Annotated in this window: 18 protein-coding genes; 12 read left to right on the top strand and 6 right to left on the bottom strand. The window is 37.2% G+C overall.

All coding sequences use genetic code 11. The features are described from left to right. Position 1 precedes the first annotated feature (1 nt). The 3 genes from CBW18_RS06880 to CBW18_RS06870 all read left to right on the top strand — a co-directional run bounded on the left by CBW18_RS06880 (position 2) and on the right by CBW18_RS06870 (position 7,112). Positions 2–916 carry an SdiA-regulated domain-containing protein gene (locus tag CBW18_RS06880; RefSeq protein WP_088300569.1) on the top strand — a complete coding sequence of 305 codons (915 nt, stop codon included), beginning with the start codon at positions 2–4 and terminating at the stop codon, positions 914–916. 45 nt (positions 917–961) lie between these two features. Beyond that, on the top strand, positions 962–4,570 hold the full coding sequence (locus tag CBW18_RS06875; protein WP_088300568.1) for a BamA/TamA family outer membrane protein: 3,609 nt from the start codon (positions 962–964) through the stop codon (positions 4,568–4,570). 127 nt (positions 4,571–4,697) lie between these two features. Then, positions 4,698–7,112, top strand: coding sequence for a GAF domain-containing protein (locus CBW18_RS06870; RefSeq protein ID WP_088300567.1), 2,415 nt, complete (start codon positions 4,698–4,700; stop codon positions 7,110–7,112). Between the two features lie 21 nt (positions 7,113–7,133). Here CBW18_RS06870 and CBW18_RS06865 read toward each other — a convergent pair whose 3' ends face one another. Continuing rightward, positions 7,134–9,077 carry an LTA synthase family protein gene (locus tag CBW18_RS06865; RefSeq protein WP_088300566.1) on the bottom strand — a complete coding sequence of 648 codons (1,944 nt, stop codon included), beginning with the start codon at positions 9,075–9,077 and terminating at the stop codon, positions 7,134–7,136. Positions 9,078–9,188: 111 nt separating this feature from the next. Continuing rightward, a complete protein-coding gene (locus CBW18_RS06860) occupies positions 9,189–9,791 on the bottom strand; it encodes a GIN domain-containing protein (protein ID WP_088300565.1) in 603 nt (200 codons plus the stop codon). A 265-nt stretch (positions 9,792–10,056) separates the two neighbouring features. On the opposite strand from CBW18_RS06860, the gene CBW18_RS06855 reads away from it, so the two are divergent. After that, the gene (locus CBW18_RS06855) at positions 10,057–10,413 is read left to right on the top strand and encodes a two-component system response regulator (RefSeq protein WP_088300564.1); all 357 of its coding nucleotides are present in this window, start codon (positions 10,057–10,059) and stop codon (positions 10,411–10,413) included. Here the strand turns inward: CBW18_RS06855 and CBW18_RS06850 are convergent, their stop codons facing one another. Both CBW18_RS06850 and CBW18_RS06845 read right to left on the bottom strand, forming a co-directional pair. Next, positions 10,414–11,718 (bottom strand): AarF/ABC1/UbiB kinase family protein, encoded by a 1,305-nt coding sequence (locus CBW18_RS06850; RefSeq protein WP_088300563.1) that lies wholly within the window; start codon positions 11,716–11,718, stop codon positions 10,414–10,416. Positions 11,719–11,724: 6 nt separating this feature from the next. Continuing rightward, positions 11,725–12,378: a TetR family transcriptional regulator C-terminal domain-containing protein gene (locus CBW18_RS06845; protein ID WP_088300562.1), complete on the bottom strand. Its 654-nt coding sequence runs from the start codon at positions 12,376–12,378 to the stop codon at positions 11,725–11,727. A 214-nt stretch (positions 12,379–12,592) separates the two neighbouring features. Between CBW18_RS06845 and CBW18_RS06840 the strand changes: the two genes are divergently transcribed. The 3 genes from CBW18_RS06840 (at position 12,593) to CBW18_RS06830 (ending at position 13,912) form a co-directional block, all read left to right on the top strand. Further along, complete coding sequence (locus tag CBW18_RS06840; RefSeq protein ID WP_088300561.1) at positions 12,593–13,447, top strand: HD domain-containing protein; 855 nt, start codon at positions 12,593–12,595, stop codon at positions 13,445–13,447. Between the two features lie 61 nt (positions 13,448–13,508). After that, positions 13,509–13,649, top strand: a complete 141-nt coding sequence (gene tatA, locus CBW18_RS06835) for a twin-arginine translocase TatA/TatE family subunit (protein WP_088300560.1) — start codon at positions 13,509–13,511, stop codon at positions 13,647–13,649. Positions 13,650–13,705: 56 nt separating this feature from the next. Continuing rightward, positions 13,706–13,912: a hypothetical protein gene (locus CBW18_RS06830; protein ID WP_088300559.1), complete on the top strand. Its 207-nt coding sequence runs from the start codon at positions 13,706–13,708 to the stop codon at positions 13,910–13,912. A 234-nt stretch (positions 13,913–14,146) separates the two neighbouring features. Here the strand turns inward: CBW18_RS06830 and rpoN are convergent, their stop codons facing one another. Further along, on the bottom strand, positions 14,147–15,619 hold the full coding sequence (rpoN, locus tag CBW18_RS06825) for an RNA polymerase factor sigma-54 (protein WP_088300558.1): 1,473 nt from the start codon (positions 15,617–15,619) through the stop codon (positions 14,147–14,149). Positions 15,620–15,771: 152 nt separating this feature from the next. Here rpoN and mscL point away from each other — a divergent pair, with 152 nt between their 5' ends. Next, positions 15,772–16,206, top strand: a complete 435-nt coding sequence (gene mscL, locus CBW18_RS06820) for a large conductance mechanosensitive channel protein MscL (protein WP_088300557.1) — start codon at positions 15,772–15,774, stop codon at positions 16,204–16,206. Positions 16,207–16,321: 115 nt separating this feature from the next. Here mscL and CBW18_RS06815 read toward each other — a convergent pair whose 3' ends face one another. Further along, complete coding sequence (locus CBW18_RS06815) at positions 16,322–17,194, bottom strand: ChaN family lipoprotein (RefSeq protein WP_088300556.1); 873 nt, start codon at positions 17,192–17,194, stop codon at positions 16,322–16,324. 134 nt (positions 17,195–17,328) lie between these two features. On the opposite strand from CBW18_RS06815, the gene CBW18_RS06810 reads away from it, so the two are divergent. The 4 genes from CBW18_RS06810 (at position 17,329) to rpmH (ending at position 20,324) form a co-directional block, all read left to right on the top strand. Further along, positions 17,329–18,102 (top strand): LiaF domain-containing protein, encoded by a 774-nt coding sequence (locus tag CBW18_RS06810; protein ID WP_088300555.1) that lies wholly within the window; start codon positions 17,329–17,331, stop codon positions 18,100–18,102. A gap of 143 nt (positions 18,103–18,245) precedes the next feature. Further along, positions 18,246–19,307 carry a sensor histidine kinase gene (locus tag CBW18_RS06805; protein WP_253248980.1) on the top strand — a complete coding sequence of 354 codons (1,062 nt, stop codon included), beginning with the start codon at positions 18,246–18,248 and terminating at the stop codon, positions 19,305–19,307. After that, on the top strand, positions 19,285–20,019 hold the full coding sequence (locus CBW18_RS06800) for a LytTR family DNA-binding domain-containing protein (protein WP_088300554.1): 735 nt from the start codon (positions 19,285–19,287) through the stop codon (positions 20,017–20,019). Before CBW18_RS06805 ends, CBW18_RS06800 begins: the two co-directional genes overlap by 23 nt. A 146-nt stretch (positions 20,020–20,165) precedes the next feature. Then, positions 20,166–20,324, top strand: coding sequence for a 50S ribosomal protein L34 (gene rpmH / locus CBW18_RS06795; protein ID WP_010601723.1), 159 nt, complete (start codon positions 20,166–20,168; stop codon positions 20,322–20,324). Positions 20,325–20,363 lie beyond the last annotated feature (39 nt).

The following is a 20,363-nucleotide window of genomic DNA, read 5'->3' as shown; positions in this document are numbered from 1 at the left end:
TATGAATAAGAATAAAACAAAACTAACCGCTATTATTACACTTTTCACCGTAGCATTTATCGGGGTTTCATGTGTAAACGGAAAGCATGATGATGAGGGAAAGAAGAAGGATAAAATGACAACAGAAAATGCTGTTTCCACTATTGAAAAAGCAGATTTTCCTTATGATCTGGCTAATCCGGTAAAATATAATATGCCACAGAATTTATTTGAAATTTCGGGCATTACTTTTCATCATGGAGATCCGAAACAGGTTTTTGCCATTCAGGATGAAGATGGTGATTTATTTCATTTGGGCTTAAATGATAAAGATGCACAATTTACCAAATTTGGAGGGAAAGGTGATTATGAAGACCTGGCGATCATTAATGATCAGGTAATTGTGCTTAAGAGTAATGGAGAACTGCATACTTTTCCCATTTCAAAAATTAATACTCCGGAAGTAGCTGACGTTATTAAAACAAAAGACCTGGTGCCAAAAGCTGAATATGAAGGTTTGGCTTCAGATGAGAAGGCTGGTATGGTTTATCTTTTAACCAAAGAAGTGAAAAAAGGTAAAAAGTCGGATACCGAAATATTTGCTTTTAAATTTAATGAAGGCACTTTTACGCCTGCAGGAACTTTTAAACTTTCTCATCAGGAAATTGCTGCTGCAGCAGGTACATCTAAAATGAATTTCCGCCCTTCGGCATTGGCCAAAAACCCGAAAACAGGAGAGTGGTATATCCTTTCTTCCATGAATAAGTTATTGGTGATAACTGACACCGACTTTAAGATAAAATCAACTCAAGCCTTAAAGGGAGATGCTTTTAACCAACCTGAAGGCATTGCGTTTGATCGGGACAATAATCTTTATATTTCAAATGAAGGTGGGTCTTTAGCTGCAGGAAATATTTTAATGTTTAAGGTCAGATAGCCTTTATTAAAATTAATTATCTTTATCTGAAATAACCCCTAAGCGATGATCAAAACGTTTACCCTATTTATTGCCTTCTTTCTTTTATTTGTTTTTAATTCTTTCGCTCAGGATGATGTTAAATACCGTGTAATTCTTTTCGGTGATGCCGGAGAAATGAATGCTGCCCAGATGCAGGATTTAAAAAATGCCGCCAAGCAGATTATTCCAAAAAAAACCACTGTGGTTTATCTTGGCGATAACATTTATCCCACAGGAATGGGTTTGCCTGGAAGTATTGAAGAAGAGGAGACAAAAAAAATATTACGGTCACAATTTGAACCCATGCGCAGTATGGGCGCAACCGTTTATTTCATCCCGGGCAATCATGACTGGGATAAATCCGGACCAGATGGTTTGGCGAAAATCAAAGCACAGGATGATTATTTAAAAGCGCAGAACGATCCATTGCTTAAATTAATTCCTGCGAACGGGTGTCCTGATCCGGTAGCCATCAACCTCACCGATAAACTCACCATCATTGCTTATGACAGTGAGTGGTGGCTATTTCCATATAAAAAATCAAATCCGGCAGGTGAATGTGATTGCAATACCAAAGATGAAGTGCTGGTACGCATGGAAGAACTGCTGGAACAGAATAAAAACAAGGTGATCTTATTGGCTTCACACCATCCATTTCAGAGTTATGGGCCACATGGCGGCTATTTTAATTTAAGAAATCACCTTTTTCCATTGACTTCCCTAAATAAGAATTTATATATCCCGATGCCGGTTTTGGGCTCGGTTTATCCTTTGTTAAGATCTACGCTTTTAAGTCCTGAAGATTTAAATCATCCGGCATACAAAGACATGATCAAATCTGTAAATGGTGTTTTTGGCGATTATCCGAATGTAACTTATGTGGCGGGTCATGAGCATGGTTTACAAATGATTAAAGGGAAACAACTGCAGATCATCAGTGGTTCCGGATCAAAGGTTTCGCCGAATAAAAAGGGCAAAAATTCCTTATTTCAGGAAATGCAGCAGGGCTATGTTATTGCTGATCAGTTGAAAAATAATGATATGCGCTATGCGTATTACATTTATTCGGATACCAGCGTTAAACAGGTTTACAGCTATATTAAAAAGTTTGCCGAAATTCCTTCAAAAATTAGAAATAGGGATAAGCCGCTTACAGCCGATAGTATTTTTGTACGCATTAAACCGGAGTACGATAGCGTAGGGCGTTTTCATCGGTATGTTTTTGGTGAAAATTACCGGAAGGAATATGCCGAAAGAACTAAAGTTCCGGTGTTGCATGTCTCAAAAATGAAAGGTGGCCTTAAAGCCACTCAACGCGGAGGAGGTAACCAGTCGCGCTCTTTAAGACTGGAAGATAAAGACGGTAAGGAATATGTGTTGCGTAGCATAGAAAAATACCCGGAGGTTCTGCTGCCTGAGGCCTTGCGGAATACCTTTGCAAAAGACGTAATTAAGGATAACATGTCTGCCCAGCATCCCTTCTCAGCTTTGGTTGTTCCTGACCTGGCAGATGCAGCTAAAATTCCACATACCAATCCGGTTATCGGCTGGGTTTCTCCTGATGATGGTCTAGGCGAGTTTGAATCTGCTTTTGCCAATACACTATGCTTATTCGAGGAGCGCGAGCCTGTAGGAGAATCAGACAGTTCACCGAAAATGGATAAAAAATTAACGGATGACAACGATAATAAATTAGATGGCCCGGCCTGGGTAAAGGCAAGATCACTTGATGTATTGCTTGGCGATTGGGACAGGCATGAAGACCAGTGGCGCTGGAAAGAAACCAAAACCAAAGATGGTTCAAATTATACACCTGTACCAAGAGACCGCGACCAGGTTTTTTTCCGTTCAGATGGTTTTTTACAACGTTTTACACAATCATCCTCTTTGCTCCCAATGATGCAGGGCTACGAACGCCCCATACAAAATATTAACTGGTTTTTATGGGAAGGCAGGGAAATCAGCAGCCGCTGGACCGCAAATATAACGGAAGATGAATTTAATCAGATAGTGAAAGATTTCTGCGCCAATTACAATGATGCCGTTTTTGAAAAGGCCTTGCGGAAACTTCCTGAGCCAAGCTATTCATTACATCATGACGAATTTTTAAAAAGGTTGCGTGAGCGGGTAGCCAGTTTGCCTAAACTGATGAATGATTACTATCATTTCTTTAACCGCATCGTTGATATAGAAGTAACCAATAAAAATGAGCGCATTAAAATCAGCGATACCAAAGAAAATGGTTTGCGGGTGAAGATTAATAAAATATCAAAAGAAGGCAATATAAAAGATGAATTGTTTGACCGGAAGTTCGATCCCAAAGTGACGAAGGAAATTCGGGTGTATATGCACAACGGGAATGACAGCTTAATCCTCGACAATAAAAATTCTGCCATTAAAATCCGGATAATTGGAGGCAAGGGGGAGAAATATTACGATTTTGCAAATAGCAATGGCAGGGTAAAATTATACGGTCGTACAGATAAGGCAACTTACGCTGGTAATGATCAGAATAAAATCAACAAAATTATTTCCAATGATACGGCAAACTTCAGTTACATCCCTAAAGATATGTATGTGCGGAGATCATATAATTTAAACGCAGGTTACAACAGGGATGATGGGATTTTACTGGGTTTAATTTACAAGCAAACCAATCCGGGGTTCCGTAAGCAACCCTGGGGCAATTCACAAACGGTTTCATTTTTGCATTCTTTCTCTACCAGGGCATTCCGTTTTAATTATAAGGGCGAATGGTTAAAAGCATTGGGTAAGGGAGATTTATTGGTAAACGGTTATGCTTTTGCCCCCAATAATAACCAGAATTTCTTCGGTTTAGGTAATGATACTCATTTTGATGAACATGGTGATGATATCCGCTACTACAGGGCCAGGTTTAACCTGTACCAGGTAGATGCAGCCATCAGGTGGCGTAAACCCAAATCAACCTTTTCTGTAGGACCCTCTTATCAGTATTATAAGTTCAACCGCGAAGATAACGAAGGCCGTTTTATCCTCAATGCTGATCAGTTGCACTCTGCAGATAGCTTAACGGTGCGTAACGAAAAAATGTTTGCCGGGGCGATTGTAAACTTCACCAATAACACCAGGGATAATGACCTCCTACCTACCTTGGGAAGTTTTGTAGATTTTAAATTGCTTGGCTATAAGGGTGTTAACCAATATTCAAATTCTTTCGGGCAGTTAACAGCAAGTATTGCCTTATATAAAAATTTAGACGGCAGGAAAAATTTTATTCTGGCCGATCGTTTTGGTGGTGGTGTAACGGTTGGAAAACCGGCATTTTATCAGGCCTTATACCTTGGTGGGCAGGGTAATCTTCAGGGTTACCGGCAGTTCAGGTTTGCCGGTGAACATATTTTTTACAATAATTTAGAGTTAAGGGCGAAACTGGGTGATTTGGTCAGTTATGTTTTACCCGGACAAATTGGCTTGCTGGGCTTCTATGATGTTGGCCGGGTTTGGCAACGGAATGAAGTGTCTACCACCTGGCATCACGGTGTAGGTGGTGGCTTGTATTTTGCACCGGCATCACTCACAGTTGTACGATTTGTAATGGGACATTCTTCAGAAGGATGGTACCCATACGTTTCTTTAAACTTTAGGTATTAAATTTGTAAAGCTTTAGTCAGGGGACCATCTCCAAGTATTACGTTATAAAGACCTATTATTAAAGGAAGAGGTAATATCTTTGTACTGAATAAGATAACTGTAAATATTCCAAGAAAGGAAATCCGTCATGAATACCAACGTAATTCAAATACATAAAAACGAATGTTTTAAGCATCAGATAGATTCGTCGCTTTCCTTTCGCCCGCTGGTGGAGTATTTAAAAGGAAGGTTGAAAACGGAGAAATCCGTAAAATCTGAGTTTTACAGGTTTCTGCTGGAAAAAATTGAGAAAGAGAAGTTACTCCTAAATAATATCAAGGCAAAAGATCTGGTTCAATATAAAGATACTTTAGAACTTATTTTTACCATCCTTACACCATTGATGGATAATGAGGATGATTTGTTCTGGGCCTTGAGTACCCCGGTTCCGGATGAAATTTTCTTCAGTACAAATGCATTTTACAATTTTTTTAAGGATCACGATCCTAAAAATAAGATTACCAAGGATAGCGAACCGGTTGAAAAGAAACAGCTTAAGTTTATTTATAATATTATTTTATTGCGCTTTTATAACTTTACCTCTGTAATTAAAAATGAAGTTATTTATGGACATGTAAATGAGAAAACCAAGCTTACGCAATATTACAACATTCAAACGGATACCAAGTTTGTAGACATCCAGTATAAAGGAGAACTTCCTGAACTTAATTTTGAAGAACTCGGAAAATATTTTCAGGAGGATAATGAACTGGAATACCTGCTGAAGCATTTGCCACTAAATGATTTTTCTTTCGATGGATTCAGTATCATTTCCATCACCGATGTAACGCTACAGCATGCTATTGATGGTATTCGTGATGCCCTCGTTAATCATGATTATCAGAATGATGCTTATACGCACGTTATCCAGGCACTGAAAAGCTTAAGTGGCGATGGCAACCTGGAATTTGGATTAATGCCATTTTTAACGGTAAATAACAAACTGGTTTTTGATCACCTGGAATTTTCTCAAAGCAAGCTGATCAATTCGGCAAAAGCTTCCTATGTAGAAGAAGAGGTGTTCTACTCCCTGGTTGATAAATATATGGAAAACCCCAAAGCCATTTTTGTAAGTTCCATTAATGATGAGCTGATTTTGAAAGATCCTTTCTTAAAGGTATTGAAAGAGGCGGGGGTATGTTCTTATTCTGTATTACCGGTTTATTATAATACCCAGCTGGCCGGTGTACTGGAGGTTTATTCTGATAATGAAGTAATTATTGATGATAGGTTATTGTCGAGATTGCGCCCGGCTATGCCTTTGATCGGGCAACTTTTCCAATATAATATCGAGGATTTTAATGCTAAAATGGATGAAGTGCTAATGGATAAATTCACGGCCTTACAACCTTCTGTACAGTGGAAATTTAATGAGGCCGTATGGCACTTTCTTCAAAAGAACAGCAGTAAAAACAAGATTAAAGAAATTGAAACGGTTACATTTAAACACATGTATCCATTATTTGGTGCCATTGATATCCGTAACTCCACCATTGAGCGGAATAAAGCTTTAAAGGATGATTTGAGTGTGCTGCTGGAGAGTTTAATACAGGCATTGAAAGCAATCAGGAAAGTTGTTTCCCTTGAAATTACAGAGAAAATTTTGTTTAACTGTAAAGACTGGACTAAAAGGATAGATCATTTGACTTCTTCAAATGAAGAGAGTCAGCTCAACGAATTCCTTGCTGCTGAGGTTTACCCTTTCCTTTCCATTATCAAGGCCAACTATCCGCAAACGGCTGAAATTGTAGATGATTATTTTAAGGTCATTATTCCTGAAACCGGGAGTGCTTATTCTAACCGCAGAAAGCTGGAAGTTTCCATGCAGATGATCAATACCGAGGTAAGCCAGTACCTGGAAAAATCGCAAGCCAACCTGCAGGAATCTTATCCTTGTTATTTTGCCAAGTTTAGAACAGACGGGGTGGAGTATGACATTTATATCGGGCAGGAAATTGCGCCGCAGAAACCTTTTGATTTATTATACTTAAAAAATATCCGCTTATGGCAGCTGACTTCAATGGTGGAGATTGCCAGGCTGTCCAAGGGTTTAATCGGAGAAATCCCTTTTCCGCTGGAAACGACTCAGTTAATTTTTATTCATTCAAACCCCATCGACATTAGTTTCAGGAACGATGAGCGAAGATTCGATGTAGAAGGTGCCTATAATATCCGTTATGAAGTGGTGAAGAAACGGATTGATAAAGTATTAATCAAAGGAAAGAATGAACGCCTGACCCAGCCGGATAAAATTTCAATGGTTTATTTTAATCCGGATGAAGCCAAAGAATATATGGAGTACATCAAATACATGCAGGTTCAGGGCTATTTTAATGATGATTTAGAACAACTTGAACTCGAAGAGTTGCAAGGTGTTTCCGGTTTAAGGGCATTGCGTGTGGGGGTTAAATACGTTGAACCTAAAAAGGAAACCGTAAAAAAATTAAAGGCGAAAGAACTGGAATCTATGGAGAAAGAGATTGCTTCCATAATGGAAAGCTAAATTCTTACTGTTTACCTTTTATTATAGTTTCAATTTACCATCTTTGAACAAATCAAAAGCTGTTTGATAATTGGCAATGCCTTCATTTATCATTTGTTTAGATAGCTGATGCGGTTTTTGTGTATTTTTCAATGGATTATACAAATAGGTATCAATCTTTCGGTGCGGACTGAGTAAAAGCAAACTATCGCCCTTCAGGTAGGCGAGTTTTTGGTAAGTACCTAAAAATGCCCTGGGCTGATAATGATCCGCCAGGACATTCTGACCATAAAATTCACTATCATAACTCCAGCCTAATAAATACCAGAGTGTTGGGAATAAATCAATCTGCGAAGTCATTTTACTGATATTCCTATTCGGCTGGTGGCTTAAATTTAAAATCATACAGGGAATCTGATATTTAGAAATATCAACCTCGTTTTTTCCGGCACTGCTGGCGCAATGATCTGCAACAATAATGATCACCGTATTTTTAAAATAAGGTCGTGTTTTTATCTTGTCGATGAATTTTCCAATGGCATAATCTGTATACCGTACGGCGGCTTCTCTTGTTCCTACGGGTAGGTTAATTTTATTTGCCGGAAAAGTAAAAGGCCTGTGGTTGGAGGTGGTCATGATGAAATCATTAAATAGCTGGTGCTGCTTATATTTTTCGTCGGCGTCCTTTATCGCCACATTAAAGATATCTTCATCACAAATCCCCCAGGCATTTTCAAAGGTTACTTCCTGGTCGGCAATTAATGTCCGGCTGCCCTGATAGGTTTCATCCAGTAATTTTCTTCCGCGGTCTACAATATTATAACCATTGTTGCCAAAGAAATGGTTCATATTGTCAAAATAACCATCTCCACCATAAAAGAAGGTATTGATATAACCTTTATCTTTAAAGACATGGCCAACAGTAAACAAGTTTTCGTTGTCATTTCGCCTGATAATGCTGCTGCCGGGAGTTGGTGGGATGGATAAGGTAAGTGCTTCCATTCCCCTCACTGTCCTGGTTCCGGTTGCATACATATTGCTGAAGAAAATGCTGCTGTCTGCCAGGGCATCTATGCGGGGAGTAAGTTGCTGTTTGTTACCATAGTGCGCTAAAAATTCAGCACTCAGGCTTTCCACCGTAATCATGATTACATTTGGACGGTAAGTGGAATCTGTACCCTTAATATTTCTTGAAATCGTCAGTCCGTTTTTAAAGCTTGTACCATTTTGTGCCAGTTGGTTTCTGACGATGGCAAAAGCCTTTTGGCCATCAATAAGCTGATAAAATTCATGGTAATTTAATTCATTATTTTTAAATGCCGCAAAAAAGGAATAAATACCAGCTTTACCGAGTTCATTGGCATAGCGGTTATTGCCCTGTTCTGCAGCACTGTTTTTTACAAAGAGTGAGAACAATATAGCTGTCAGCATCAGCGAAACAGTATAAACAAGGCGTTTTTTGAAAGGCATTTTACTTTCAGCATTTAAGCTGAAAATTTTTAACCTGTTAAACAGGTAGGTAATGATTAAGGCAATAGCGAGAATACCAGAAATTAAATAGGGAAGTGGGTAAGATTCATTAATGTTATGGACCACCTCATAGGTATAGATGAGGTAATCAACAGCGATAAAATTAAATCTGCTTTCAAATTCCTGCCAAAAGGTGATCTCGGCGAAGAACGAAAAAAGTGTTAGTATGACGAAGATAAAAAATATGGAATGCGTTAAAATGCTATTCCATTTCTGCCTGTAAAGGCGATCTGGAAGAAGCAATAAATATAAGGCATAGCATGAGGTCATGATCAAGGCTGTTCCGGCATCAAAAAATAAACCAACAGCATAGCACCTCAGGATTTCGAAAAAACTGAAATCAGCATGTGAAAAAGATAAGATAAGCAGGATGGTGCGGATAACAAAAGAGCAGGTTAAAAAATAGGCAATAAAGCTTAACAGAATTGAATACCGGCCTTTGATTAAATGGTTCATTGGGTTAATAATTTGCACAAGATACCCTTCAATTCTGAAGATTGTCTGAATGTTCAAAAAAAATGGCTTTCTGGAAAGTCAGAAAGCCATTTTTATGTGGGTATTTTTTGGTTAATATACAGCGGCAATTTCTTTACCTGTAGCCGTAATTTCAGTAGGTTTGATATTGGTTTTTAGTGCAGCAAATTTATCAATGGTAAGTTTTTGTGTGTTGCCCATCACTAAAGTATGAGTATCTGTTGAGCCACTTAATTTTAAATCGGCATCATCCTGAATTACGGTGTATAAGCCTTTTGAAATGGTATTGATTTCAGCATGTGCGTTTCCTTTTAAAAAGATTTGAAGATACAGTGAATTTAACTTGCCTTCAGTTTTAACTACTGCATTATCTGTAGCTTCAATTCTATAAATATCTGTTACATATACAATTAATTTTGCAAAAGTTCCATCAGTTGAAGTGATGCGGAGCATATCGCCGCTTTGTAAAATTTTTGCAGTGCCGGTATTATCTTCTGCATAAGCCACGCCGCTGTTTGCCCTTTGAATTAAGATAACTTCAACATTTCCTTTCACAGAAACTTTTTTAAAGCCATTAACAGCCGAAACTTTTAAAGGATGAGTTTCTGAAGCAGAAACGCTTGTTGAAAATACAGCTGTTGATAAAACGATGGCTGTTAATGTTGTTGCAATCAGGGTTTTGATTGAAGTTTTCATAATATCTTTTGTTTAATAATTTAATGTTAATTAATTGTTATTGAATTATTTAAGTAATTTATTTGTTTGTAGATAAGACGTAACGGACACCAAAACGTTGCAGACCATTTCTCGCTTTTATACCATTGCTGTAAAATTCTCGACGAACGGGCTTTAATTCAAGACGAAATTTTGGTGCTTCCTTTTACGGATTGTAAAAAAACGGGCAATTGGATTTTGAATACTTCCTTTTTCCTATATTTAAAAAAATATTCTTACAATCAATATGAAGAAAAAGGTTGTGCTTATTCAGGATAATAAAGAAATTCTTGAAATAATGGACCAGGTGCTGGAGGAGGAGGGATTTGATGTTACGGCATCATTAACGACCGATCCGGTTGAAAAAATAGATGAGATTGACCCTGATGTAGTAGTAGTGGATGACCACATTAAAGGTGAAAAGAAAGGGTCAGAAGTTATTAAGGACTTAAAATCTGACCCGGAAACAGAAGATGTATCTGCAGTGCTTACTTCCACATCCAATAAATTGCCAGAAGAAGCAAAGGAATGCAAAGCGGATGATTATATTGAAAAACCATTTGACATTGATCACATGATCAATGTGGTGAAAAAAAACTGCTAATTACCGGTTTAAGGTTGGCTCATAAGTGTCTGTATTCACCATTGCTTTTAATTCGTGTAAAATTTGATATAAACCAAAGTTTGTACGGTTCACATAAATAAAATGTTTTACACCTCTGGCCTGTTTAAATTCAGGCATTTTTGAAATCTTCTCACCATAAAGATATAGTTGCTCAAAAAATTCTGTTTTACTGAAATCAAACACCTTGCTGATATAAGGTTTTGCAAAGAGACTGATCATTTCCTTATATGCTTTATAGTAGAATTCTACCTGCTCTTCAGTATCATCGGTATGAATCATGTCTAGTTTTCTAAAGGCATCAATCGTTTTGGTTTTATCGTTGATTACATCTGTAGAAATGAGCGAGAAGAAAGGGTAATAGAAATCATTGGGCAATTCTTTAATGCATCCAAAATCAATGACACCCAGGTCTTCATCTGGCGTGATCATAAAGTTGCCGGGATGCGGATCTGCATGCACAGCACGAAGCTCATGTTGCTGGAAGTTATAGAAATCCCAAAGAGCTTGGCCAATTTTATTTCTCAGTTCCTGAGAAGGATTAGTTTTTAAAAACTCTTTTAAATGTAATCCATCCAGCCAATCCATGGTAATGATTCGCTTACCAGATAACTCAGGATAGTATTTAGGAAAAATTACGTGATCAAGGTTTTTGCAGTCTTCAGAGAACTGGATAGACCTCCTTACCTCAAGCTCATAATCAGTTTCTTCCAGTAAGCGTTCTTCAACCTCTTTAATATAAATATTTAATTCCCGCTCAGACATTCCCAATAGGCGGAAAGCAAATGGCTTTACCAGTTTTAAATCTGATGAAATACTGTCGCCAACACCCGGGTATTGAATTTTAACGGCAAGTTTTTTGCCATTGAGCGTAGCCTGATGTACTTGTCCGATAGATGCAGCATTGCTGGAATTCAGATTAAAGGTGTCAAAAATCTGCTCAGGTGTTTTGCCAAAGTTTTTGGTAAATGTACGCACAATTAAAGGCCCTGAAAGGGGAGGTGCATTGTATTGCGACTGGGTAAATTTATCTACATATGATTTTGGCAGGATATTTTTATCCATACTTAACATCTGCGCTATTTTTAAGGCACTACCCTTAAGTTCGCTCAGCGATTTATAAATATCAGTTGCATTATCTTCATTTAACTGATCTCTATCCATATCCGGATTAAACAATTTCTTTGAATAATGCTTGATATAGTTTCCGCCAATCTGAAAACCTGTTTTCACAAATTTTGCCGAGCGCTCTACTTTAGTAGTTGGAATACTCTGTTGTGTCTTCATTAATGATTATAATCCCATTTTTTCTTTAAACTTCCCGTTTCTGGAAAGAAACTTTCCATAATCAATCAGGTTATCAATAGGTGAATGCTGAAAAAGATCGAACGTAACGTTGATTCCCTTTTCAATGGCCTCATCGCTTTTCTCAAAGCCGTCACTGTCATCATTAATCCAAAAATTAAGGATAAATGAAAACTGAATCCAAAGGGCATCCTTATAACGTTTAGTTAAAAATTTACGTTCAGCCAATTCGCCACTTTCCAAGCCGTCATCAATAATTTCATGTGCAAAGTTCTCAAAAATTGGCTTTACACCCGCCAATATATCAGGTGTGGAAAATTTACCCCTATAATTTTTTAAACTATAAATAACAAAGCTTCGTTCGCTTTTCAGATTTTCCAGAAAGCTGTAAAAAAAAGAAAGCATTTTCTCACGCGAAGTATATTGTAGCCAAACTTCCTGCTCCTTTATTTTACGAATGGTTTCAAAAGTGAATTCAAACCAAATGGTTTTCTCTATACTTTCAAAAGAAGAAAAAAACTGATAAAATTCAGCTTCGGTAATTTTAATCTTCTTTGCAAAAGAATAAACCGTTTTTGGTTTTTCATCATGGGTTAAAACATAATCTATATATGCTTTTCTAATCTGTTGAGCAGTTGCCATATTATCGTTTATTTACAATAATAACGTTTTATTAATTTGCTTGTTTTATATCTTTTTAATTGTAGATCATTATTTTGTAATAATAGCTTTCAAAATATTTGAAAGTTGTTTTTTGACTAATTTAAATAGCAAATTAAAAATCAAAAGAAAATATTTTTAGTTTATATGCTAAATAAATTAGTATAATTGTGCTTTGGTATTTATTCTCATCAATATGATTCAGCTGAATGATTTTTTATACGGAAATATGGAATTTCCAAAGGTATTTGAAGCGCTTTTGCAAACAGATGCTTTAAAGCGTTTAGCTGGCATACACCAGAGCGGAGCAATTTTCCTGGTTAATCCATCTATTTGCCATTCACGTTTAGAACATGCAATAGGAGTAGCCATGCTGATCAAGAAAATGGGAGGAACTGAACTTGAACAAATTGCCGGATTGCTACATGATGTTTCGCATACGGCTTTTTCCCATGTAGGTGATTATGTATTTGAGTATGTTGAAGAGGATTACCATGAGCAGATTTTTGCTGAGGTGATCTATAAATCTGAAATTCCGGATGTGCTGCTTAAATATGGCTATACTGCTAATCAGATTATTCATGGTGTTTTTAATATTTTAGAACAGCCGATGCCATCGCTTTGTGCAGATCGTTTGGATTATACGTTGCGTGATGGCATTCATGGGGAAATCATTACCCGCCAGCGGGCCAAGCAGTTTTTAAATGCGGTGGTGCTGAGTAATGGTATAATTGCCGTAAATAATGATGCTGAAGTGCAATGGATCAATGAGACATTTAAAAAATTAAATGATGATGTATTTAAACTCCCGGTTCATCTCTATGCAAATGGAAAAATGACTGAACTGATTAAACTCTTCTTAAAAAAAGGATTACTTACCGAAAGTGATATGTTTAAAACGGATACACTATTGCTGAATAAAATCAGAACAACATATGAAGGGTATGAAGCCATAAAATCCATCAAACAATTGCGTGGACTTGCAGAATTTATCAGGCATGGCAAAGTTCCTGTGATTAAAGATAGGGCATTAAAAGCGTTATTGGTTTAGTATAAGTCATATTTCAAAAACAATATTACTTATTTTAGCGTATCTTGTTTAAAAATAATTTATGTCGACTATAGAAATCATATTAATTGGTGTTATAATCCTGTTACTTTTTGGCGGTAAAAAGTTGCCGGAACTGATGCGCGGAATCGGCAGAAGTATGAAAGCATTTAAAAATGCGAAGGATGAGCCTGCTCACAAATAATCAGCACGAAATAAACTTTTCTACTATTGGGGTGTTCTGAATGTAAACTCACCGCAATGGAAAATCAAAACAAAGATCAGGAAAAATCAACATTTTTTAAGCAAGCCCAGGAAAATCCTTCTACAGGTTTAAATGACTGGAATGACCGCCTGGATGAAAACTTAGAACCAGAAAAACAGGGCGATACTGCTGCAGATGATCGGGCAAAAGATTTCTCAGAAAAACTGGGCAGTGGTGACCAGTCAGATCAAGCCGGTAACTAATAATTTACCTATCGATTATTCACTTAACATGGAAAAATCATGTCTATATTCCTGTATATGACAGATTGATGAATAAAGTGCAGCTGCCTGGCAAGATACCAACCAGGATGAGAATGATGAGTCAATAACAATTATTTATCAGTTGGGTGTCTCGCCAATCGAAATAATGATGTCTGTATTTTATTAGTATTTGCCTGGAAAAAAATCGTCTCTAACCAATACCCAAATAAACAACTATAATTCTTTCCTTAACCTGGCCACCGGAATGTTCATCTGTTCCCGGTATTTGGCTACAGTTCTTCTGGCAATATTATAACCCCTTTCTTTTAAGATCTCAGTCAGCTTTTCATCGGCCAGGGGCTTGCGTTTATCCTCATTCCCAATACAATCTTCCAGAATTTTTTTAACTTCCTTATTGGAAACTTCTTCACCATTTTCAGTCTGAATGGCTTCAGAGAAAAATGATTTTAATAAAAATGTACCAAATTCGGTTTGAACATATTTAGAGTTTGCTACCCTGGATACCGTAGAGATATCCATGTCGATTTTATCGGCAATATCTTTTAAAATCATCGGACGCATTTTACGTTCATCAGCAGTTAAAAAGTATTCATACTGATAGTGCATAATGGCATTCATGGTTTTAAGCAGCGTCTGTTGTCTTTGCTTAATGGCATCAATAAACCATTTGGCAGAATCTAATTTTTGCTTTACAAACTGAACCGCTTCTTTTAGCTTTTTATCTTTTGAAGATGCTTTATCATAATGCTCAAACATTTCCTGGTAGGAGCGGCTTACTTTAAGTTCGGGTGCATTTTTGGAGTTCAGGGTTAAAATAAGGACGCCATCATTATTGCTGATGTGAAAATCAGGAATGATTTGCATTTGCTTAGTGGTTACCTGGTTGGCATCTCCAGGTTTTGGATTTAAGCGGAGAATTTCATTAACAACTTCTTTTAATTCCTCACTATCCAAACCCAGGCTTTTCTCCAGTTTGTCATAATGTTTGCGTGTAAATTCATCCAGGTAATTTTCAACCACATTCATTGCCTTTATGATGATCGGATTTGCCGGATCTTTCCTTTTTAACTGGATCAGCAGGCATTCTTTTAAATCGCGTGCACCAATGCCCGGAGGATCAAAGCTTTGAATCAGCTTCAGCATTTCCAGTACATCTTCCTCTTCCACCATTACGTTTTGTGAAAATGCAAGATCATCAATCATCGAGCCTAAGGGACGGCGTAAATAACCATCATCATCCAAACTTCCAATAATCTGTTTTCCGATAATAAAATCCTGATCTGAAAGGGGAACCAGGTCTAATTGTTCCTGAAGACTTTCGAAAAAAGTACTTTCTATTGCAATAGGTGTTTCCTTTTTCTCCTCATCATCATCGCCATTATTGTAATTGGTGCTGTAGTCATTGGTATTGTCATCCTGCAGATAATCATCTACATTAAACTCATCCGTATTATTATCTTCAGCCTGACTTTCAAATTCTTCCGGACCATCATTCAGGTCATCATATTCACCTTTTGGTTCTTCCTGCGTCATTAAACTCGGATCTTCCAATGCAGGATTTTCTTCCAATTCTTCCTTAATCCTGGTATCTAAAGCAACAGTTGGTACTTGCAACAATTTTATAAACTGGATTTGTTGTGGTGATAACTTTTGTAATAATTTTTGTTGTAAGTGTTGCTTTAGCATATGATATAGTAGAATGGCGTCAAAAATAAACAAATCATTTCAGATTTTTTTGGAATTACACCAAATGACTTGGTTACGGATTAAATTATTCGCTAAACGTTTGTATTGAGTTTAATGTTTGCTACTTTAGTAAATAAATTAAAACAGATATAATGGGCTTTGTAAAAGAATTTAAAGAATTTGCAATCAAAGGCAATGTTATGGATCTGGCTGTTGGTGTAATTATTGGAGGCGCTTTCGGAAAGATTATTGACAGTGTGGTTAATGATTTAATTATGCCGCTGGTTGCCGGAATCATCGGGAAACCAGATTTCAGCAATTTATACCTGGTATTAAGGGGGGCTGTACCAGAGGGTACTGCTTTAGCAGATGCGAAAAAAATTGAAGGGGCAGCAATTTTTGCCTATGGTAATTTTATAACAGTAGCAATCAATTTCATATTACTGGCTTTAGTTATATTTATGATGATTAAGGCTATTAATAAAATGAAACGTAAGGAAGAGGCTGTTGCTGCTGCACCAGTAGCTCCACCAAAAGAAGAAATGCTGTTAACTGAAATCAGAGACTTGCTTAAAGCAAAGTCTTAACATACATAGGGCTATATCATAAATTTGAAATGTTACCCTGAGCTCATCGCCAGCATATAATACCCCGCTTTCATAAAGGGGGATAAATAGCAGTAAATAATTATTGAACTTCAGGTTAATAGCTTCTTTTCAATTTTGGATCAGTGATGATGATGTAATCGCCTAAGTTGTTAAATTTTTCCCAATCTGGTTTTTCAAATGCAGGGTCTGAAAAGGCTGATATATTCAGGATCTTAATTTTTGGCGAATATTGCTGTAGTTTCGCCAGTGTTCCCAATTTTTCGTCACTGTGGAAACGGCCGTTAATGTGAAAGACTTTGATGCCTTTATTGGCATTGATAAATTTTGAAACAGACCAGGCCATGGTAGCGTCCCAGAAATTCTGCGTTTGATAAACTTTCATTGTGCCCATGCCGTGGCCACCCAATAATTGGTTAAATTTCTGATAATATCTGCCTGTTGCAGTATCTATTGGTAAGGGCGGCAAAAAGCTTAATGATGTTGCAGGAAATTTTTCAAGCACAACCAAGCCTTCTTTAGTAACGGCATTACTGTATCGGGCTGCAGCATTTCCTGTAATAACCTGTAATTTATTTGCTTTTGAATATTCAATTAAAGGCTTATAATCCTTATAATTCTCCCAGGCCCTGCCTTCTTTAATAAAGTTTTTTTCAGAAATTAAGCCAGCCAGAAATTCGTTCATGATCGGCTGAACATCAGTATGGAACATTTCCATACTAAGTGCTACTTGTTGTGGGTAGGTTTTGTTGAGCTTTTCAAAAATCTTTGCTTCCAGATCATGACCAACTGAATCATTATGCTCTTCGCCGAAAAATAATACATCCGTATTTTTCATGTCAGCAATAATATCATCAACAGAGATTACCTTTTGTTTTCTTACATCATATATTTTATAAGGCAAATTAAGGTTTTGTGCCTTCAATCCAATAGCAGCAGTTAGAAAAAGTAAGCTAAGTAAATATTTCATGGGCTCAAATTAAGAAATATTTTTTACCGATAGAATAAGGCTGTTCACCGCTGTTTAGCCATTTTTTATGGTGCAGGTATATTGAAGGACTTAATTTATCAACATCTTTGGTGTATAAATAGTAAGTAATCGAAATGGAAAACATCAATCATAATAATCGTCAGAATACTTCGGGTAGGGTTGTTGGCGGCCTCGTCATCGCGGCAATTGGCTTCATTTTTTTATTAAATAACCTTGGCTTGGATTTTCCGAGGTGGATATTCAGCATCTGGAGTCTGCTTATCGTATTGGGGATATATTTAGGTATTCGCCGGAATTTTAAAGGTATAGGCTGGCTGATTCTAGTTTTGATAGGTACGTATAATACCATTGATAGGATGGATTTTGATTTTGACCTTTCAAAATATGCACTGGGGTTTGGTTTGGTGATTATTGGTGCTTTTTTAATCATGAGACCTAATGATCGCGTTAAAGTAAAACGAAAAATGAAAGCTAAATTCAAAGATCAGTTCAATACTGCCGATACAAATGAAGAAGAATTTAAAACAGCTGATCAGCATGCTTTTGATCATGATGTTATAGATGTTGTGGCTGTGTTTGGAGGGAACAATCAAACGGTTTATTCTAAAAATTTTAAGGGTGGCGATATTTCAGCTGTATTTGGCGGCGCAGATATCATCATGACTCAGGCAGATTTTGCTGAAACGGCCAGTTTAGATGTTACGGCAATTTTTGGTGGGATAAAATTAATCGTTCCACAAAACTGGGCCATTAAATCAAATGTTACAGCAATTTTTGGCAGTGTAGAAGATAAAAGATCGCATTTAACGCCTACAGGTGATATTCAAAAAACCTTGATCTTAGATGGAACAGCAATGTTTGGCGGGATAGAAATTAAAAGTTTTTAAGGGATTCAAGGTATTGAAGCATAACATCTGATGGTGAACCAAGGATAAGTGATTTACCACCATTTACCATAAACGCATACTTTCGGCTTTTTACCAGGGCCGACTGCATTAAACTAATCATTACTAAACTAAACCAAACTGTTTTGACAACCAGACCTTTATCTATTCCGCAGATACAAAAGATCTCCTTCAGCTTTGCTATAGCGTGGACTATATTGTGTGCCATAGGGTTGCATTATGTAATTCACTTTTCATGGATAATCGCCTTTACTGATAGCGCTGTCAGTAATGTGCTTTTAGCAGCGGCCTGTATCGGAATCAGCAATATGCTGGGTTATTATCAGCCTAAAAATGAACGTATTCTTTATGTGCTCATTGTCAGTCTGGCTTTAACATTTGTGGTTATTTTCACGGCAAAGTATATCTTGTTTTATTTGTTCGCCGAATTTAAGGAATACAAGGAATTTTATAATTTTTCTTTTGCTTTCCGCGGACTGATTACATTTATGTGCCTCGGATGGTGCGCCATAGCCAATATTCTATGGTACCGGCTGGAAGAGCAAACAGAAACCCACGAACGCCTTACGGCTGCCAAAAGCCTCGCCAAAGAAGCTGAATTAAATAAGCTAAGGCATCAGCTGCAGCCACACTTTCTTTTTAATAGCCTGAATTCTGTTTTCGCTTTAACGATGATTAATCCTAAGGAAGCAGGTGTAATGATTACGAAACTGGCTTCATTCCTCAGGGGTACGCTTAAGCGTGATGATGAATTATGGGTTACGGTGGAGGAGGAGATGGAATATATTCAACTTTATCTTGATATAGAGAAAGTGAGATTCAGCCACCGTTTGAATATAGAAGTTAATGTTGCCGAGGATACGTTAAACTTAAGCCTGCCCGGAACATTGTTACAGCCTATTGTAGAAAATGCCATAAAATTTGGATTGTACAATACATCAGCCGGAATCACCATTAAGGTAGATGTTACTTTAGCGAATCATGTTTTATCCTTAAGGGTGCAAAATCCATTCGATCCGGAAATGAAGGCCGCTGGCGGAACGGGTTTTGGCTTAAGTGCCATCAAGCGGAGGCTTTATCTTTTATTTGCTAATCCGCACTTATTGCAAACAGAAATTGAGGCAAATAATTTATATATTACCACCTTAAAAATTCCACAAAAAAATGATCAGAGCGATACTCATTGATGATGAACCTTTAGCCAGAGATATTGTTAAGTTTTATCTTTCTGATCATACTGAAATAGAGGTGGTTGCAGAGTGTTGCGATGGATTTGAAGGATTAAAAGCCATTACGCTGCACCAGCCGGATCTTATTTTTCTGGATATCCAAATGCCTAAAATAAGTGGCTTTGAAATGCTGGAACTAGTAGATGATAAACCTGCAGTAATTTTTACCACTGCCTTTGATGAATTTGCAATTAAAGCTTTTGAGGTAAATGCTGTTGATTATCTGCTTAAACCTATTGATAAGGGCAGGTTTGAAGCAGCCATGAAAAAACTTCCCGGCCGGTTGAATCAACAGCAAAATACAGAAGCTGTTTTAGATGCGGCAGCTTTGAGCCCTGCGCAAAACAACAGGGTGGTGATTAAAAAAGATGGTGTAATCAAAATTATTCCAACAGCTGATATTAATTACCTGGAAGCCGATGATGATTATGTGAAAATGAATACGGTGGATGGAATTTTCTATAAAAATAAAACCATGGCCTATTTTGAGCAGACTTTAGATGCCGGTCAATTCATTCGTATACACCGTTCTTATATTATTAACCTGGCGCAAGTGACTAAGATAGAACTGAAAGAAAAGGATAGTTACGTGGTCTTGCTGAAATCGGATATCTGGCTGCCGGTAAGTAAAACGGGTTATGTGAAGCTGAAAGCAGCTTTGGGATTATAATTAGCGTATATTAAATCTTAAATGTTTTTAAAAACGGTAAGATTTAAACGGAATTAAAAATAAAAACTAAACACGCTTGCATTTGTAGAGAAATCACTTTATATTTGCACCTCTTAATTTTGAAATTAATAAGATAATATACAGTCATGAAAAGAACATACCAACCTTCGCAAAGAAAGAGAAGAAACAAACACGGCTTCCGCGAAAGAATGGCAACAGCTAACGGCAGACGAGTATTAGCATCACGTCGTGCTAAAGGAAGAAAAAGATTAACAGTTTCTGACGAACGCAAGCATAAAGCATAGTTTTTGATTGCTTTTCCGGATTCGGAATCGGCAGAGCAA

This window comes from Pedobacter sp. AJM, assembly GCF_002197755.1.
GTDB lineage: Bacteria > Bacteroidota > Bacteroidia > Sphingobacteriales > Sphingobacteriaceae > Pedobacter.
This window is presented reverse-complemented; position numbering and strand designations above follow the sequence as displayed.

What these genes read in the sequence shown, in the direction of transcription:
- CBW18_RS06880 (WP_088300569.1), top strand. Translation starts at nt 2, where the DNA reads ATGAATAAGAATAAAACAAAACTAACCGCTATTATTACACTTTTCACC.
- CBW18_RS06875 (WP_088300568.1), top strand. Translation starts at nt 962, where the DNA reads ATGATCAAAACGTTTACCCTATTTATTGCCTTCTTTCTTTTATTTGTT.
- CBW18_RS06870 (WP_088300567.1), top strand. Translation starts at nt 4,698, where the DNA reads ATGAATACCAACGTAATTCAAATACATAAAAACGAATGTTTTAAGCAT.
- CBW18_RS06865 (WP_088300566.1), bottom strand. Translation starts at nt 9,077, where the DNA reads ATGAACCATTTAATCAAAGGCCGGTATTCAATTCTGTTAAGCTTTATT.
- CBW18_RS06860 (WP_088300565.1), bottom strand. Translation starts at nt 9,791, where the DNA reads ATGAAAACTTCAATCAAAACCCTGATTGCAACAACATTAACAGCCATC.
- CBW18_RS06855 (WP_088300564.1), top strand. Translation starts at nt 10,057, where the DNA reads ATGAAGAAAAAGGTTGTGCTTATTCAGGATAATAAAGAAATTCTTGAA.
- CBW18_RS06850 (WP_088300563.1), bottom strand. Translation starts at nt 11,718, where the DNA reads ATGAAGACACAACAGAGTATTCCAACTACTAAAGTAGAGCGCTCGGCA.
- CBW18_RS06845 (WP_088300562.1), bottom strand. Translation starts at nt 12,378, where the DNA reads ATGGCAACTGCTCAACAGATTAGAAAAGCATATATAGATTATGTTTTA.
- CBW18_RS06840 (WP_088300561.1), top strand. Translation starts at nt 12,593, where the DNA reads ATGATTCAGCTGAATGATTTTTTATACGGAAATATGGAATTTCCAAAG.
- tatA (WP_088300560.1), top strand. Translation starts at nt 13,509, where the DNA reads ATGTCGACTATAGAAATCATATTAATTGGTGTTATAATCCTGTTACTT.
- CBW18_RS06830 (WP_088300559.1), top strand. Translation starts at nt 13,706, where the DNA reads ATGGAAAATCAAAACAAAGATCAGGAAAAATCAACATTTTTTAAGCAA.
- rpoN (WP_088300558.1), bottom strand. Translation starts at nt 15,619, where the DNA reads ATGCTAAAGCAACACTTACAACAAAAATTATTACAAAAGTTATCACCA.
- mscL (WP_088300557.1), top strand. Translation starts at nt 15,772, where the DNA reads ATGGGCTTTGTAAAAGAATTTAAAGAATTTGCAATCAAAGGCAATGTT.
- CBW18_RS06815 (WP_088300556.1), bottom strand. Translation starts at nt 17,194, where the DNA reads ATGAAATATTTACTTAGCTTACTTTTTCTAACTGCTGCTATTGGATTG.
- CBW18_RS06810 (WP_088300555.1), top strand. Translation starts at nt 17,329, where the DNA reads ATGGAAAACATCAATCATAATAATCGTCAGAATACTTCGGGTAGGGTT.
- CBW18_RS06800 (WP_088300554.1), top strand. Translation starts at nt 19,285, where the DNA reads ATGATCAGAGCGATACTCATTGATGATGAACCTTTAGCCAGAGATATT.
- rpmH (WP_010601723.1), top strand. Translation starts at nt 20,166, where the DNA reads ATGAAAAGAACATACCAACCTTCGCAAAGAAAGAGAAGAAACAAACAC.